At 67.4% G+C, this 15,395-nt stretch carries 16 protein-coding genes and 1 tRNA gene; 7 read left to right on the forward strand and 10 right to left on the reverse strand.

Translation table 11 applies throughout. From position 1 onward, the window contains the following. Positions 1-18 precede the first annotated feature (18 nt). From C664_RS03910 to C664_RS03935, 7 genes are all read left to right on the forward strand, one after another. Positions 19-1,521, forward strand: coding sequence for an aldehyde dehydrogenase family protein (locus C664_RS03910; protein WP_004253584.1), 1,503 nt, complete (start codon positions 19-21; stop codon positions 1,519-1,521). Positions 1,522-1,614: 93 nt separating this feature from the next. Further along, positions 1,615-1,740, forward strand: a complete 126-nt coding sequence (locus tag C664_RS21150; RefSeq protein WP_269745292.1) for a hypothetical protein — start codon at positions 1,615-1,617, stop codon at positions 1,738-1,740. A gap of 1 nt (position 1,741) precedes the next feature. Continuing rightward, positions 1,742-3,943, forward strand: a complete 2,202-nt coding sequence (gene ccsA / locus C664_RS03915) for a cytochrome c biogenesis protein CcsA (RefSeq protein ID WP_004253586.1) — start codon at positions 1,742-1,744, stop codon at positions 3,941-3,943. A 99-nt stretch (positions 3,944-4,042) separates the two neighbouring features. Next, positions 4,043-5,497 carry an alanine/glycine:cation symporter family protein gene (locus C664_RS03920; RefSeq protein ID WP_004253595.1) on the forward strand — a complete coding sequence of 485 codons (1,455 nt, stop codon included), beginning with the start codon at positions 4,043-4,045 and terminating at the stop codon, positions 5,495-5,497. A gap of 62 nt (positions 5,498-5,559) precedes the next feature. Continuing rightward, positions 5,560-6,465 (forward strand): RNase adapter RapZ, encoded by a 906-nt coding sequence (gene rapZ, locus C664_RS03925; protein ID WP_004253598.1) that lies wholly within the window; start codon positions 5,560-5,562, stop codon positions 6,463-6,465. Next, positions 6,462-6,851 (forward strand): NusG domain II-containing protein, encoded by a 390-nt coding sequence (locus tag C664_RS03930; protein ID WP_038010893.1) that lies wholly within the window; start codon positions 6,462-6,464, stop codon positions 6,849-6,851. The genes rapZ and C664_RS03930 overlap by 4 nt, the downstream gene beginning before the upstream one ends. Continuing rightward, a complete protein-coding gene (locus tag C664_RS03935) occupies positions 6,832-7,395 on the forward strand; it encodes a Gx transporter family protein (RefSeq protein WP_198291473.1) in 564 nt (187 codons plus the stop codon). The genes C664_RS03930 and C664_RS03935 overlap by 20 nt, the downstream gene beginning before the upstream one ends. Positions 7,396-7,609: 214 nt before the next feature. On the opposite strand, the gene C664_RS03940 is transcribed toward C664_RS03935, so the two are convergent. The 10 genes from C664_RS03940 to tolB form a co-directional block, all read right to left on the reverse strand. Beyond that, positions 7,610-8,491 carry a dienelactone hydrolase family protein gene (locus C664_RS03940; protein WP_004253612.1) on the reverse strand — a complete coding sequence of 294 codons (882 nt, stop codon included), beginning with the start codon at positions 8,489-8,491 and terminating at the stop codon, positions 7,610-7,612. Positions 8,492-8,695: 204 nt separating this feature from the next. Further along, on the reverse strand, positions 8,696-8,962 hold the full coding sequence (gene infA / locus C664_RS03945) for a translation initiation factor IF-1 (RefSeq protein ID WP_004253614.1): 267 nt from the start codon (positions 8,960-8,962) through the stop codon (positions 8,696-8,698). A gap of 541 nt (positions 8,963-9,503) precedes the next feature. After that, complete coding sequence (locus tag C664_RS03950) at positions 9,504-9,956, reverse strand: YaiI/YqxD family protein (protein ID WP_004253617.1); 453 nt, start codon at positions 9,954-9,956, stop codon at positions 9,504-9,506. A gap of 60 nt (positions 9,957-10,016) precedes the next feature. After that, a tRNA-Lys gene (locus C664_RS03955) sits at positions 10,017-10,092 on the reverse strand. Positions 10,093-10,191: 99 nt separating this feature from the next. Continuing rightward, a complete protein-coding gene (locus C664_RS03960) occupies positions 10,192-11,298 on the reverse strand; it encodes a YeeE/YedE family protein (protein ID WP_038010947.1) in 1,107 nt (368 codons plus the stop codon). Positions 11,299-11,406: 108 nt separating this feature from the next. Further along, on the reverse strand, positions 11,407-12,099 hold the full coding sequence (gene queC / locus C664_RS03965; protein ID WP_004253622.1) for a 7-cyano-7-deazaguanine synthase QueC: 693 nt from the start codon (positions 12,097-12,099) through the stop codon (positions 11,407-11,409). Positions 12,100-12,140: 41 nt separating this feature from the next. Continuing rightward, on the reverse strand, positions 12,141-12,794 hold the full coding sequence (gene queE / locus C664_RS03970) for a 7-carboxy-7-deazaguanine synthase QueE (RefSeq protein ID WP_004253626.1): 654 nt from the start codon (positions 12,792-12,794) through the stop codon (positions 12,141-12,143). A 24-nt stretch (positions 12,795-12,818) separates the two neighbouring features. Beyond that, positions 12,819-13,532 (reverse strand): tol-pal system protein YbgF, encoded by a 714-nt coding sequence (ybgF, locus tag C664_RS03975; RefSeq protein WP_004253628.1) that lies wholly within the window; start codon positions 13,530-13,532, stop codon positions 12,819-12,821. A 1-nt stretch (position 13,533) separates the two neighbouring features. Beyond that, entirely contained in the window at positions 13,534-14,049 is a 516-nt protein-coding gene (gene pal, locus C664_RS03980; RefSeq protein WP_004253631.1) for a peptidoglycan-associated lipoprotein Pal, read from the reverse strand. Between the two features lie 50 nt (positions 14,050-14,099). Then, a complete protein-coding gene (gene tolB, locus C664_RS03985) occupies positions 14,100-15,380 on the reverse strand; it encodes a Tol-Pal system beta propeller repeat protein TolB (RefSeq protein WP_004253634.1) in 1,281 nt (426 codons plus the stop codon). Positions 15,381-15,395 lie beyond the last annotated feature (15 nt).

The raw sequence follows: 15,395 nt of genomic DNA on the forward strand, positions 1-15,395 counted from the left end.
AGTAGTCGGAGACAAGAGATGGATCGATACAAGGGCGAATTGCTGAGCGCCAACACACGCCGGTTCCTGGCCCAGCCCAAACGCATGCTGATCGGCAGCGAGTGGCTGGAGGCCGTCGGCGGCGGCACGCTGGAGGTGGTCGACCCGGCCAGCGCGCAGGTGTTTGCCAGCGTGCCGGCGGGTGAGGCGGCCGACATCGACCGCGCAGTGGCGGCGGCGCGCAAGGCCTTCGAGCAGGGCGAGTGGCCGAAGATGCGCCCGGTGGACCGCGAGCGCCTGCTGCTGCGCCTGGCCGACCTGGTGGAGGCGAACGCCCAGGAACTGGCCGAGATCGAGGCGCTCGACAACGGCAAGCCGGTGACCATGGCGCGCGCGGTCGACCTGGCGCTGATGGTGGATTTCCTGCGCTACATGGCCGGTTGGGCGACCAAGCTCGAGGGCTCGACGATGGAAGTGTCGGTGCCGCTGGTGCGCAACCGCGAGTTCTTCGGCTTCACCCGGCGCGAGCCGGTGGGCGTGGTCGGCGCGATCATCCCGTGGAACTTCCCGCTGCTGATGGCGGCGTGGAAGGCGGGACCGGCGCTGGCCTCGGGCTGCACGATGGTGCTCAAGCCGGCGGAGGAAACCCCCTTGTCGGCGCTGCGCTTCGCCGAGCTGGTGCGGGAGGCGGGCTACCCGGCCGGGGTGTTCAACGTGGTGACCGGCCACGGCCACACCGCGGGCGCCGCGCTGGCCTCGCACACCGGCATCGAGAAGGTCGCCTTCACCGGCTCGACCGAGATCGGCAAGCTGGTCGGCAAGGCGGCGCTCGACAACATGACGCGGGTGTCGCTGGAACTCGGCGGCAAGAGCCCGGTGATCGTGCTCGACGATGCCGATCCGGCGGTGGCGGCCGCGGGCGCGGCGCAGGCGATCTTCTTCAACCAGGGCCAGGTGTGCTGCGCGGGTTCGCGCCTGTATGTGCACAAGAGCCGCTTCGAACGCGTGGTCGAGGGCCTGTCCGAGATCGCCGCCGGCATGAAGCTCGGTGCCGGCATCGACCCCACGACCCAGATCGGTCCGCTGGTCTCGGCCACCCAGCAGCAGCGCGTGCTCGGCTACATCCGCAGCGGCTTCGACCAGGGCGCGCGCGCCCTGGCGGGCGGCATGGCGGGCGAGGGCGAGGGCTTTTTCGTCAAGCCCACCGTGCTGGTCGACACCCGTGACGACATGAAGGTGGTGCGCGAGGAGATCTTCGGCCCGGTGGTGGTCGCGATGCCTTACGACGATCTCGACGAGGTCGCCCGCCGCGCCAACGACACGCCCTACGGCCTGGGTGCCAGCATCTGGTCCAACGACCTGTCGCGGGTGCATCGGCTGCTGCCGAAGATCCAGGCCGGAACGGTGTGGGTCAACTGCCACAACATCCTCGACGCCTCGATGCCCTTCGGCGGCTACAAGCAGTCGGGCATCGGGCGCGAGATGGGGCGTGCGGTGCTCGATCTGTATACCGAGAGCAAGTCGGTGATCATGGCCCTGTGAGCATCCTGCGCGCCGCCTCCACGCGGCGGCGCGCAGGACGGCGCTTGCGGGTCGGCGGCTCAGGATCCTGACGGGCAGCGAGGAGGAATCGGAATGAACCCCCCTGAACTGGCGGCGATGTCAGTGCGTGCGTTCGTGATCGGGCGGCTTGCGGAAGCAGCTGGGGCAACCGGCTGCTTGCCCGGCCTCCTCGACGTCTTCAAGGCGAAGGGCTGCTGAGATGGGCGCCTTGTCCCGTGGGGCGCCGATGGGGGCGGGCGTTGTGCTGGTGGCGTTGTGGCCTGCATTCGGCTCGCTGCTTCTCGCGGTGGCCGTAGGGCTGGCCCTGCATGCCGCGCTACGCCCGGCCGGGCGGGCGCGCGCATTGGCGCTTGCGGCGACGCTGGCATGGGCGTGTGTGGTCGCCCTCGCCTGGCACTTCGGCACCGACCGGTTCGAGCTGCGCTATGTCTGGCTCTACAGCAGCGCCGAGTTGCCCTTGCACCTGAAGGTCGCCAACCTGTGGGGCGGCGACGAGGGCACGACGCTGATGCTCGCCGCCTGCTGTCTCGGCCTTGCAGCGCGCCGGGCAGGCGTTGGCGCCGATCCGACCCGTTTTTCGCTCAGCGCCGCGATCGCCGCTTGGCTTGGGCTGACGGCGCTGTGGCTGGCGCCTTTTGCCACGACGCCGGCCGAGTGGCTGGCGCAGTCGCCGTCGCAGGGCATGAACGCCCACCTGATGAAGCCCTGGATGCTGTTCCATGCGCCGCTGGTGCTGGCCGCCTATGCGTGGACACTGGCGCTCGCGGCACCGGCGCTCGATGCCCTGCGCGGCGTGTCGGCGCCGTGGTCCGTGCTTGCGCAAGTGCATGCGCGCCGTGCCTGGCTGGTGCTCACCGCGGGCATCGGCTTTGGCATGCTGTGGGCGTTCGAGGATGCGATGTACGGGCAGGTGTGGCATTGGGATCCGGTACAGACTGCGGTCTTCTGCCTGTGGTGCCTGCTGGGTGCCCATCTGCACGGCGTGGCCGGCTGGGGCGTGGGACGCCCGCATTGGCGGGCGATGCCGTGGGCCGGCGTGCTCGCTGCGGCGGCCGTGCCACTGGCGATGGCAGTAACGCGTAATCCGGTACTCGCAAGTTCGCATCGCTACGTGGGCGCCGATTCCTGGATGGCGCATCTTGCGCTCGGTGCTGCACTCTTGCTGATCGCCACGGGGTGCGCGGTGGCGGGCCGGGGCGCGGGTAGGGCAACGGAGAACGACGGGGGCCGGCGGGCCGGGCTCATGGGGCTGCGCGCGCCCTCCGGGTTGTGGCTGGCACAGCTGTGCTTCCTGGGCGCCGCGGCGGTCGCCGCCGTGCAGTTGCTGTCTGCGTTTGGTGCCGGTGTGCTGCAGCTGCCCCGGCCCGAGGCGTACAAGCCGTTTCTTGCGATGCTGAGCAACCTGACGACCGGCAGCGAGCTGGCAGCCCTTCGCGCGGCCTTCGAGCAGTGGGACGTGGACGGCTATGTGCTCGCAGCTCACCTCCTGTTGCCGCTGGCCGGGTTCGGGCTGGTTGGCGGCTGGTACTTCTTCCGGCGGATCTCGGTGGTGGCTGGGCGCCTGTCCCTGCTGCTGGCGGTGGTGGCTATCGGGGGCAACGCGGCGTGGGGCGGCGTGGTGACGCGGTCGTATGCGGGTGAGGGCATCCTGTCGCAGCAGATCGTGGCCGTGTTGCCGTGGCTCGATGCCAGCTTGATCGGTGGTGCCTACCTTGCCCTCGGCGGCATTGCGTGGGCGGCGCACGTCCTGCGCCGGCAGGGTCGCAAGGCGGTGGCGAGCGTCGTGCCGTTGGCTGCGATTCACGCCGGCGTCGCGCTGGCCTTGTGGGGGGGCTTGTTGGCGACGGCGCTCAACAGCTATACCCAGCACGAGATTGCCTTCGACGGCGGCCCGAGCGCCTGGGCGACGGATCGCCATGGCTATGCGCTCCGGCTTGCGGAGATCCGTGTCGGGGCGGCGAACGATGGTGCGGTCGGCGCGCAGTCCGTGGTGCAGGCCTTGACGACGATCGAGGTGCGCGGCCCGGACGGTGAACGGCTCGACGGGCAGACCCTGTACCGGGATGCGAGGGCGCCGTCCGAGCGCTTCGATGGGCCGCTGCGGCAGGTGTGCGAGCTGCTCGACTATCGCTACGCACGTCATGTCGGCACGCCGGGTTATCTGCTGCAGCCGCTGATCGACCAGGGCTGGGCGCGCTCGGTGCAGTTCTGGGTGTCGCCGGCCGCTGTCGTCGGGGCCCTCGATGGGTCAGGCGGCGGACCTGCGATCGTGGTGGTGAAGGTGTTCCCCTTCATGTCCTTGTTGTGGATCGGCCTGCTGCTGCTCCTGTTCGGCAGCGCGTGGCTGGCCTTGTCCGGCGCGCGCGGCGTGCGTCGGGGGCGGCGCGGCGCGACGAGTTGATGCGCCGGCCGCGGGCGGAGCACGGCGGGCCACGCATCAACTCAGCGTTCTGCAACAAGCGGATACAATCCTGCTTTCTGTGCATTCGGAATCAAGAACATGCAAGCAGCAGTGGATTGGATCAACGGTTGGGTGTGGAGTCCCGCACTCGTTTACCTGTGCCTCGCCGTGGGCCTGTACTTCTCGGTTCGCACCCGCTTCCTGCAGGTTCGCCATATTGGCGAGATGGTGAGGCAGATGTTCTCCGGCAAGAGTTCGTCGGCCGGTGTGTCTTCCTTTCAGGCGCTGACCATCGCCCTTTCTGGGCGCGTGGGCACCGGCAACATCGCGGGAGTCGCGACTGCGATCGGCTTCGGCGGTCCGGGTGCGATCTTCTGGATGTGGATGGTCGCCTTCCTCGGGGCGGCAACGGCCTACATCGAATCGACGCTGGGGCAGATCTACAAGACCGAGCACCATGGCCTGTATCGCGGCGGCCCGGCCTACTTCATTGAAAAGGGCCTGGGCTGGCGCGCGTACGCGATCGTGTTCGCAGTGGCGACGCTGATCGCGTGCGGCGTGCTGCTGCCGGGCGTGCAGACGAACAGCATCGCCGCGGGCATGCAGAATGCCTTCGGGATTGCGCCGGCGGTGACCGGCACCCTCATCGTGATCCTGCTGGGCCTGATCATCTTCGGTGGCGTGCGTCGCATCGCACAGGTGACGCAGATCGTGGTGCCCTTCATGGCGCTGGGCTACATCCTCGCCGCGGCCGTGGTCGTGCTGCTCAACATCGAGAAGCTGCCGGGCGTGATTTCCCTGATCGTCTCGTCGGCCTTCGGTGTCGAGGCGGGTTTCGGCGCGATGATCGGACTGGCGATCCAGTGGGGTGTGAAGCGTGGCGTGTATTCGAACGAAGCGGGCCAGGGCACCGGCCCCCATGCAGCCGCCGCGGCCGAGGTGAGCCACCCCGCGGCGCAGGGCCTGGTGCAGGCCTTCTCGATCTATGTCGATACGCTCTTCGTGTGCACCGCGACTGCCTTCATGATCCTGATCACCGGCACCTACAACGTGACCGGCGCGGACGGGACGCAGGTATTCACCGGCCTGGCCAACATCGCCGCGGGTACGGGCTTCACCCAGGCGGCGATGGAGTCGGTGCTGCCGGGCTTCGGCGCCGTGTTCGTGGCCATCGCGCTGTTCTTCTTCGCCTTCACGACGGTGCTGGCCTACTACTACATTGCCGAGACGAACCTCGCCTACCTGACCCGCAACATCCGTTCCGATGCGCTGATGTTCGTGTTGCGGATCGCGCTGATCGGTTCTGCCCTCTACGGCTGCGTACGGACCAGCGACCTCGCCTGGGGGCTGGGCGACATCGGCGTGGGTATCATGGCGTGGCTCAACATCGTAGCCATCCTGGTGCTGCAGAAGCCGGCGATGCTGGCGCTGAGGGACTATGAGGCGCAGCAGGCAAAGGGCCGGATCCAGCCTGTGTTCGATCCGCGTGCGCTCGGGATCGAAAACGCCGACTTGTGGGTCAAACGCGCAGACAAGCGCGACGGTCGCGCTTGAACGGTGTCGAATGCGCTGGCGGTCGTGTCCGCTGGCGTATCTTTCGTCATTGAAGGAGAAGCATGCAGATCGTACTCATCAGCGGCCTGTCGGGATCCGGCAAGAGCATCGCCCTCAACGTGCTCGAGGACGCCGCCTATTACGTCGTGGATAACCTGCCGGCGGTGTTGCTGCCGCAACTTGTGACGCATCTGCGAGGGGCGGGCTGGCGGCGTGTGGCGGTGGCGGTCGACATGCGCTCGGGTGCGAGCATCGCGGCCCTCCCGAACCAGGTCGATGCCTTGCGCGAAGCGGGGCACGATCTGCGTTTCATCTTCCTCGAGGCGCGCGATGATGCGCTGCTTGCGCGCTTCTCGGAGACGCGGCGGCGCCACCCGATGGCAGGCGAGGGCGTCACGGTCGCGGAGGCCATCCAGCGCGAGCGCGATGCGCTGGCCCAGATTGCCGAACTCGGCCACCGCATCGACACCAGCGACCTGCATCCCAATACGCTGCGTGCGTGGGTGAAGGATTTCATCGAGATCGAGGCGAGCGACGGGCTGACGCTGATGTTCCAGTCCTTCGGTTTCAAGTATGGCATTCCGCTCGATGCCGACCTGGTGTTCGATGTCCGCTGCCTGCCCAATCCCCATTACGACCCGGCTCTGCGTCCCTTGACCGGTCGTGATGAGCCGGTGATCGAGTTCTTGCAGAAGCTGCCCGAAGTCGGAAGGATGGCGGAGGATATCCGCAAGTTCATCGGCAACTGGCTGCCGGCCTATGTGCGCGACAACCGCAGCTATCTGACGGTTGCAATCGGCTGCACCGGCGGGCAGCACCGCTCGGTCTATCTGGCCGAATGGCTGGCGGCCCGCTTCCGTGACCAGGTTCGGGTGATCGTCCGCCATCGGTCCGCCGCGCGGCGCGCCGCCGACCGTGAAGCGGCCGCTGCACAGTCTGCCCGGCCGGTGGTCTCGTCTACGTCGTGAGTCCGGAGCCTGCCGCCTGGCGGGCCTTGCTCCGCCCGGGCGACATATTGGTCGTGCTGGGCGGCTTGCTGGTGTGCGGGTATTCGCTGGTCGCGCTGTGGCAGGGAGGGCGGCCGGATGCCGCCATTGTCCGCGCGGGCGGCAAGGTCGTCGCCGAGGTCGATCTCAAGTCCGCCCGCATCATCGACGTGCCTGGCCCGATCGGCACCACCCGCATCGAGATCCAGCCCGGTCGCGCCCGCGTTGCGGCGGACCCCGGTCCGCGCCAGTACTGCGTGCGTCAGGGGTGGCTGACCCAGGCCGGCGCTGTGGCGATCTGTGCGCCTAACGAGGTCAGCCTGAGCCTGAGCGGGCGCGGCACCGATTATGACTCCCTCAACTATTGAACTCGTCCCCACGGAGAAAGACCGCCGCATTGCCCGTCATGCGGCGGCGGCCATCGTCCTGACGGTGGCCGAGGCAGCCATCCCGCTGCCGCTGCCGGGGGTCAAACCGGGCTTGGCGAACATCGTCACCCTGATCGTGCTGGCGCGCTGGGGATGGCGCGAGGCGGTGTGGGTGGCATTGTTGCGCGTGCTGGCGGGCAGTCTGCTGCTGGGCCAGTTCCTCGCGCCAGGCTTCTTCCTGAGCCTGTCGGGCGCCATTGCCAGCCTCGTGGTGCTGGGCTTGGCAATGCACTTGCCCCGGCGCTGGTTCGGTCCGGTCAGCCACAGCATCCTGGCCGCGTTTGCGCATATCGGTGCGCAACTGGTCGTGGCCCGCCTGTGGCTGGTGCCGCACGACGGCGTGTTCTATCTGCTGCCGGTCTTCGCCTTGGCTGCCGTGGTCTTCGGGCTGGTCAACGGTCTCGTCGCGGCGCGCCTGCTCGAGGAACTGCATGGCACGGCACGCGCCGTTTCGAAAGCTTCCGCCACAACGCCGGAACACTGACGGCACACGCGCGTCCAACCTGGCACTTCGGGGTGCAAGCAAGGATGGAGGCACGGATGAAGCGTGGCTGGTGGCGCTGGTTGTCCGCTGCGATCGCGGCAATGTGCGGGGTTGCATTCGGCTGGGTGGCGGGCACCGGCGTGGCGCGCGCGGACCCGCCTCCCGTGGCGGCGAGCGCGCCCGCCGCCCGGGTTGTCGGTGCGATGCGCGCCGATCAGACGTTCTTGGAGAACCACTCCAGCAGGCGCTTCCAGCCATCCTCGGCTTCGGTCTTGCGGAAGCTCGGGCGGTAGTCGGCGTGGAAGGCATGCGGGGCGTCGGGATAGACGATGATGTCGCCCGGCTTGCCGGCAGCCTTGATCGCCTCGCGCATGGCCTCGACATCGTCGAGCGGAATGCCCTGGTCCTGGCCGCCGTAGAGGCCGAGCACCGGTGCGTTCAGGTTTGCGGCGATGTCGATCGGCTGCTTCGGCTGGTTGTCCGAGGGGGCGCCGTCGAGCCGGCCATACCAGGCGACACCCGCCTTGAGCTTCGGGTTGTGCGCAGCGTACAGCCAGGTGATGCGTCCACCCCAGCAGAAGCCAGTGATGGCCAGGCGCGCAGCATCGCCGCCGCGGGTGACGGCCCACTCGGCGCAGGCGTCGAGGTCGGCCATGACCTGCGCGTCCGGTACTTTCGACACGATCGACGACAGGATGTCGGCGACATTCTCGAGCTTGGTCGGGTCGCCCTGGCGGAAGAACAGCTCCGGCGCGATCGCCAGGTAGCCCTGCTTGGCCAGGCGGCGGCAGACGTCGCGGATGTGCTCGTGGACGCCGAAGATCTCCTGCACGACGAGCACGACCGGCAGCTTGTCGCCTTGGGCAGGGCGGGCGTAGTAGACCGGCAGTTCGCCGCCGCTCACCTTGACCGTGGCGCTGCCGGCGTCGAGGCCGCTGGCGTCGGTCGTGATCACGGTACTGGCCTGCACGGGCTGGACCGCAAGCGCGAATCCTGCTGCGGCGAGGGTCGTCACGAAGCCGCGGCGGTTCATCTGTGCGGTAGGCAGCAGGCTGTCGAAGGCGGCCTGGTCGAGTTCGGTGCTGCGTTCACTCATGTTGTTCTCCGTTTTCCAGGGGGGCTGAGCCATTTGGCGATGGCGGTCAGAGGGCGCTGAGCCGTGTGTGCGGGCACAAGCCCCATCGTGACAGCACCCGCGACGCAATGTTCCGCATCACGGTGCTCCGACGCTCCTGCTCGCCCGGCAGACTGACAAAAAAAGACCCCTGCGAATCGGCAGGGGTCTGCGGGGCTGAGCGTTTCAGCGGCGGCGCGGCGGCGGTGCCGAGGCCGAGCCGGCCGGGCGGCCGGGCAGGTGGCGGAAGGTGATCCGCCCCTTGGTCAGATCATAGGGCGACATCTCGAGCGAGACGTTGTCACCGGCGATGATGCGGATATGGTGCTTGCGCATCTTGCCGCCGGAGTAGGCGATCAGGTTGTGGCCGTTGTCCAGCGTAACGCGATAGCGTCCGTCGGGCAGGACTTCGGTAACCGATCCGTGCATTTCAATGAGTTCTTCCTTGGCCATGTTTGGGCTCCTTGTCGTTGTGCCGGCGCATGCCTGAAGAGTGCGGCGGCTAGGCGCTCGTCTCCGCCGGGGCGAGCATGAGGCCGGAGGGCTGCGCGAGTGGCGCAGCAGGCGGACCGGCCGGGCCTGCGAAAAAGGGGCAGGCCGCGCGAAAATCTGGAACGATTGCACGCGCGCGCCACAAGGCGCAGGCGTGAGCGGCGCGTTTGATACCGGTGGCGCGCTGCATTACGGACGACCCCGTCTGCGAAGGGAGATCGCGTCTGTCCTGCGACGCTTGGGCGCAGGAGGTGTCTCGGAGAAACCGGGCGGTACCGCAAGGGAACGCCGGATGACACGGCAAGGGTTTGCGGGAGGAGGGGAACGCCTTCGCAGGTCGCGTGATGTCATCCAGACCACGCGCGCACGATGCCGTTGCGACTTTGGCGCCGATGTAGCCCGTTGCCGGGATCAATGGGCCAAAAGCCAGTTCTCTGCACCCGGCATTCTACCTGCCACGAGGCGGGTCTGTCCAATCGACCCGTGCAGCTCGGCCGCTGGTTCAGCCTTGCGGGCGCTGGCGCAGGAGGCTGTCCAACCGGTTGGCGAACGCCTTGCTGTCGCCGGCACTGTAGGCCGCGGGCCCGCCGGTGTCGACGCCGGTGCTCCGCAGCGTATCCATGAAGTTGCGCATGTCCAGTAGCTCGCGGATGTTTTCCTTGCCGAAAAGTTCGCCTCTCGGCGAAAGAGCCTGGGCATCCCTGGCGACAACATCGGCTGCCAGCGGAATATCGGCGGTGATTACGAGGTCGCCCGCGGAGACGTGAGCGGCAATGTACTTGTCGGCCTCGTCGAACCCTCCTGGAACCTGGACCATGCGGATATGCGGCGAGGCCGGCACCCGCAGGTACTGATTCGCGACCAGGGTCAGGGGGCGTCGTGTGCGCTCGGCCGCGCGGAAGAGAATCTCCTTGACGACGACGGGGCAGGCGTCGGCATCGACCCAGATATGCATGGCGCGAGCGTCCTTGAAAAAGAAAATGCCCCGACCGAAGCCGAGGCATTTCCCTGATTCTGGTAGGCCGTGCGGGACTCGAACCTGCGACCAACGGATTAAAAGTCCGCTGCTCTACCAACTGAGCTAACGACCCAAAAGTGAGGCAGAATTTTAGGGTGCCAGTCGACGCGCGTCAAGGTGCAAATTGCAGGCCGGCGCGCGGGGCTGGCCGGGACTGCAGCGCAGGCGCTGATCAGGCCTCTCGCATCATCATCCAGTACTGGATTTTCATCGTCACCGCCGAACCGGCGATGATGGCGGCGGTCGTGATGATCGAGCCAAGTGCCAGGGTGGACAAGCCGGTAATGCCCTGGCCGATGGTGCAGCCCAGGGCGGTGACGCCACCGAAGCCCATCAGGATGCCGCCGATCATGTGGCGGACGAGGTCGGGCGCGTCGCGGAAGCCTTCGATGCGGAAGCTGCGCGTGACGACTGCATGCAGTGCGGCGCCGGCGATGACACCGAGCGCGCTCGCGATGCCGAAGGTGACGACCCGGCTGCTGTCGCTCCACAGCATCAGCAATTCGAGCGTGAACGCCATCGGCGCGACGAACGTGAGCGATTCGGCGCGCCCGCTGTTGGTGCCGATGAAGGCTTCCTCCAGCGTCTCGGGATGTTCGGCGACATAGCCGATGTGCCCGGAGACGTACCATGCAGCCACCACCGTCGCACCGATCACCGCCCCGCCCAGCAGCACGTCGGCCTGGCGCGCCTCGCGATTGGCGAGCGTCCAGATCAGCAGGGCGCCGCCGATGACGCCCGCTGCAAGCGCCAGCGCCGTCGGCGCATCAACGCCGGCCGCCGCGATGAACGACGGGATGTCCTGCCCGTGCGTCAGGTCGGTGGCGACGCTGTCGAGATAGCGCACGCGCCAGACACCGAACAGGCCGCGCAGCGTCATGTATGCGCTGATGCCGAGGAAGACGAACACGATGAGCGACTTCAGATTGCCGCCGCCGATGCGGATCAGTGTCTTGCTGCCACAGCCCGAGGCGAGCGTCATGCCCACGCCGAAGGCGAGGCCGCCCACGATGTGCGACAGCCAGGCCAGTCGGCTGCCGGTGTAGATGGATTTGGATGCGTCGAACACACCGGCGTACTGCAGCGCCGCCGTGCCGAGAATGGCGACGGCGACGGCCAGCGCCCACATGCGCATGCGGCTCCAGTCACCCATGTTGACGATGTCGGAGACGGCGCCCATCGTGCAGAAGTTGGTACGGCTGGCGACGAGTCCGAACACCGTGCCGATGACGAAGGCGAACCACACGATGGTGGAGGCGGATACGAGCGTTTCTTCCATGATGCGATCAGCGGCGAAATGGCCGGCCATTCTAGGTTAAAAGGCCGGCATCGTTGAAAAATGCTCGACGCACCGCCGGGCATCTCGCGCCGCGGGATGCGTGCGTAATCAGTCCGTGCGCAACTGATACGGGGTCGGGTCGGGGATGCCTGCCGCCTCGAAGCCGGCGGCGCGCAGGCGGCAGGCTTCGCAGCGGCCGCAGGCGCGGCCGTCGTCGTCGGCCTGGTAGCAGGTCACCGTGATGCCGTAGTCGACCCCGAGCGCGACGCCGCGGCGGATGATGTCGGCCTTGCTGAGTTCGATCAGCGGCGCATGGATGTGCAACCTCGTGCCTTCGACCCCAGCCTTGGTTGCCAGGTTCGCCATGGCTTCGAAGGCCTGGATGAACTCGGGGCGGCAGTCGGGGTAGCCGGAGTAGTCCACGGCATTGACGCCGACGAAGATGTCCTGCGCGCCCAGCACCTCCGCCCACGCCATCGCGATCGACAGCATCACCGTGTTGCGGGCAGGTACGTAGGTGACCGGGATGCCGCCGTTGTCCTCGTTCTCGGGCACGGCGATGCCCGGGTCGGTCAGCGCGGAGCCGCCGAACTGGCCGAGATTGACGCGGGCAAGGCGATGCTCCTTTGCACCGAGGGCCTGGGCGACCCGGGCGGATGCGGTCAGTTCGGCAGCATGGCGCTGGCCATAGGCAACCGACAGCGCATAGGTCTCGAAACCCATGTCGCGCGCGATGGCGAGGCAGGTGGCGGAGTCGAGGCCGCCCGAAAGCAGGACGACGGCGCGTTTGGCGTGGTTCATCGAAGCGGGTTCCGGCGAGGATGGGCGCAGCGCGGTCCGGATCAGCGTCCGCGCGCGTCGTTCCAGAGGATCTTGTGGAGTTGCAGCTGAAAGCGCACGGGCAGGCGGTCGCGCACGATCCATTCGGCCAGCTGCGCCGGATCGAGTTCGCCGGCGACCGGGGAAAGCAGCACGGTACAGCGTTCGGCGAGCCGATGAGTGGCGATCTGCTGCTTCGCCCACGCGTAATCGTCCGCGTTGGCGAGCACGATCTTGACCTCGTCTTCGGCCTTCAGGTGGGCGATGTTGTCGTAAAGGTTGCGCTCCACCTCGCCCGACCCCGGCGCCTTGAGATCCATGATGCGCGACACGCGCGGGTCTGCCGCGCCGATGTCGAGTGCACCGCTGGTTTCGAGCGAGACTGCGTAGCCGGCGTCGCACAGGGCGCTCAGCAGCGGCAGGCAGCCTTTCTGCGACAGCGGTTCGCCGCCGGTGACGCACACGTGCTTGAGGCCGTGACGCGCTACCTCGGCGAGAACCTCGTCGAGCGACCGGTTTTCGCCGCCGGTGAAGGCGTAGGCAGTGTCACACCAGCTGCAGCGCAGCGGACAGCCGGTGAGACGGACAAACACGGTCGGCAGGCCGACCCACGTCGACTCGCCCTGAATCGAGGCAAAGATTTCGGTAATGCGCAGCTTGACGGCGGGTGCCGTCATCGTCGCTTTCGTCACGACTACGCCTCAGCGCTGGCCCAGGCGCTGCCTGGCGACCTGTGCGGCGTTGCTCTGCGGGTAGCGCTCGACCAGCGCCTGCAGGGTGCGGCGGGACGTGGGGGCATCGCCCAGTGCCTGCTGGCTGTTGGCAAGGCCGAGCATGGCGTCGGGTGCGACGTTCTCATTCGGCCAGCGCGTCAGCACGGTGTTGAAATGCTTGTTGGCAGCGTTGACGTCCTTGGCCTGCAGGGCGGCATTGCCGGCCCAGAAATGCGCGCCGGCGCTGAAACTGCCCGACGGGTATTTGGCGAGGAAAGCGTCGAAGGCGGCGAGCGCCTCGCTGTGCTTGCCGTCCTTGAGCAGGTTGAGGGCGGCTTCGTACTCGCCGGACTCCGCGGCCGGATCGGCATTGGCTGCACCCGCGCCCGGGCCGGCGCTTTCGATCTGGCGCAGACGGGTGTCGAGATCGACGTAGAAGTCCCGCTGCCGCTGCTTGAGGGTTTCAACCTCGTTCACCAGCAGTTCGATCTGGCCGTTCAGGCGCGCCACTTCGGCACGCAACTGTTCGTTCTGGTTGGCGAGCTCGAGTTGGCCACGGCTGGTGGTTTCGAGTCGGCTTTCGAGATCCTGGCGCATTTCGGTGATCTGGCGACGGGCCTCGGCGTCATCGAACAGACCCGCTTGCGCGGGTCCGGCCGATGACAGTGCGAGCAGCGCCGCCAGCGGCAGCAGGCGCTTCATCTCAGAACTCGCCCGAGTACAGCATGTCGCCGCGACGGTTCTCGGCGTAGCAGGCTTCGGAGGCGTCGTCGCAACGCGGCTTCTCTTCACCCAGGCTGACGGACTCGATCTGCGCTTCCTTGGCGCCCAGCAGCATCAGTGCCTGCTTGACGACGTCGGCACGCTTCTGGCCCAGCGCCAGGTTGTACTCGCGGCTGCCGCGCTCGTCGGTGTTGCCCTGGATGAGCATCTTCATCTGCGGGTTCTGCACCAGGAAGCGGGCGTGCGCTTCGACCAGCGGCTTGGCTTCCGACTTGATGACGTAGCTGTCGAAGTCGAAGAACACGCTGCGCTTGGACAGGATGTTGTTCGGATCGGTCAGGGCGGCAATGCCAGAACCCGACGGGCTGCCGGCGGTGACGGTGGTGACGCCGGCGCCCGAACGGTCTTCGACCTTGGTGGCGGCGGTGTCGGTGCCGGTGCTCGAGCACGCGGCGAGGACGAGCGACAGCAGGGCGGGGAGTGCAAGTTTCTTCATGGGTGATGCTCCGGTTGCTTGAGTTGAAGACAGCAGTGATTACAGCTTTTTTATTGCCGCGGCTGCGGACCCCAGGCGGGTTCGCGCACATCGGCTGCCTGCACCGTCAGGCGTTGCTTCACCCGTCCATCCGACGACACCGCGGACAGCACGCCCCGACCACCGCTTTCGGTGGCGTAGAGGATCATGCGGCCGTTGGGAGCGAAGCTGGGGGATTCGTCACGCGCCGAATCGGTGAGGATCGTCGTCTGGCGGGTGGCAAGGTCCTGCACGGCCACCTGGAAGCGGCCGGCGTTGCGGGTGATGAAGGCCAGCAGCGTGCCATCCGCCGAGAGGCGCGGAGTCACGTTGTAGCTGCCGTCGAAGGTCACCCGCTGGGCACTGCCGCCGCCAGCGGAGATACGGTAGATCTGCGGGCTGCCGCCGCGATCCGAGGTGAAGTAGATGTTGCTGTCGTTGCCCCAGAAGGGTTCGGTGTCGATGCCCGAGGAGCTGGCCAGGCGCCGCACGCCTGAGCCGTCGGCGTTGAGCACGTAGAGCTGGGACTGGCCGTCCTTGGTCAGCACGACGGCGAGCTGGTTGCCGTCCGGTGACCAGGTGGGTGCGGAGTTCGAGCCCTTGAAGTTGGCGACCACGCGGCGCTGACCGGTGGCGAGCGTATGTACGTAGATGATCGGCTTCTTCTGCTCGAAGGAGACGTAGGCCAGGCGCTGGCCGTCCGGCGACCAGGCAGGCGAGATGATGGGCTCGCGCGAGCGCAGTGCCGTTGCGGCGTTCATGCCGTCGGCGTCGGCGACCTGCAGCTCGAAGTTGGGGCCGCTCTTGATGACGTAGGCAATGCGGGTCGAGAAGTAGCCCGGCTGCCCGGTGAGCTTCTCGTACACGAAGTCGGCGATGCGGTGTCCGATCAGGCGGTTCTGCGAGGCCATCATCGGCATGGCCATGGCGCCGAGCTCGAGTTGCTTCTGCGTGTCGAACAGGCGGAAACGCACGTCGTAGCGTCCGCCGCCGAGCGGAATGACGCTGCCGGTCAGGACGGCATCGGCACCGCGGCCGCGCATGGCGGGCAGATCGGGCATGGCCGACTCGGGCAGCGCGAGCGGGCCGAGGTCGACGAGGCTGAACAGGCCGCTGCGATCGAGGTCCGCGCGGACGACGTCGGTGACGCTGTTCGGCAGCTGGCCTTCATTCTCGAAGATCGGAATGATCACCGGGAAGCGCGATGCGCCTGCACCGGTGATCTCGATGGACAGCTGGGCGCGGGCGCCAAAGGCGAGGCTGGCGAGCGCGAGAATCAGCAGGAGGCGGAAGGCGGTGAGGAATCGGATCATGTGGGCGTACTCCAG

Origin of the sequence: Thauera sp. 63, from assembly GCF_000310165.2 — a bacterium.
In the GTDB taxonomy this organism is placed as follows: Bacteria; Pseudomonadota; Gammaproteobacteria; order Burkholderiales; family Rhodocyclaceae; genus Thauera; species Thauera humireducens.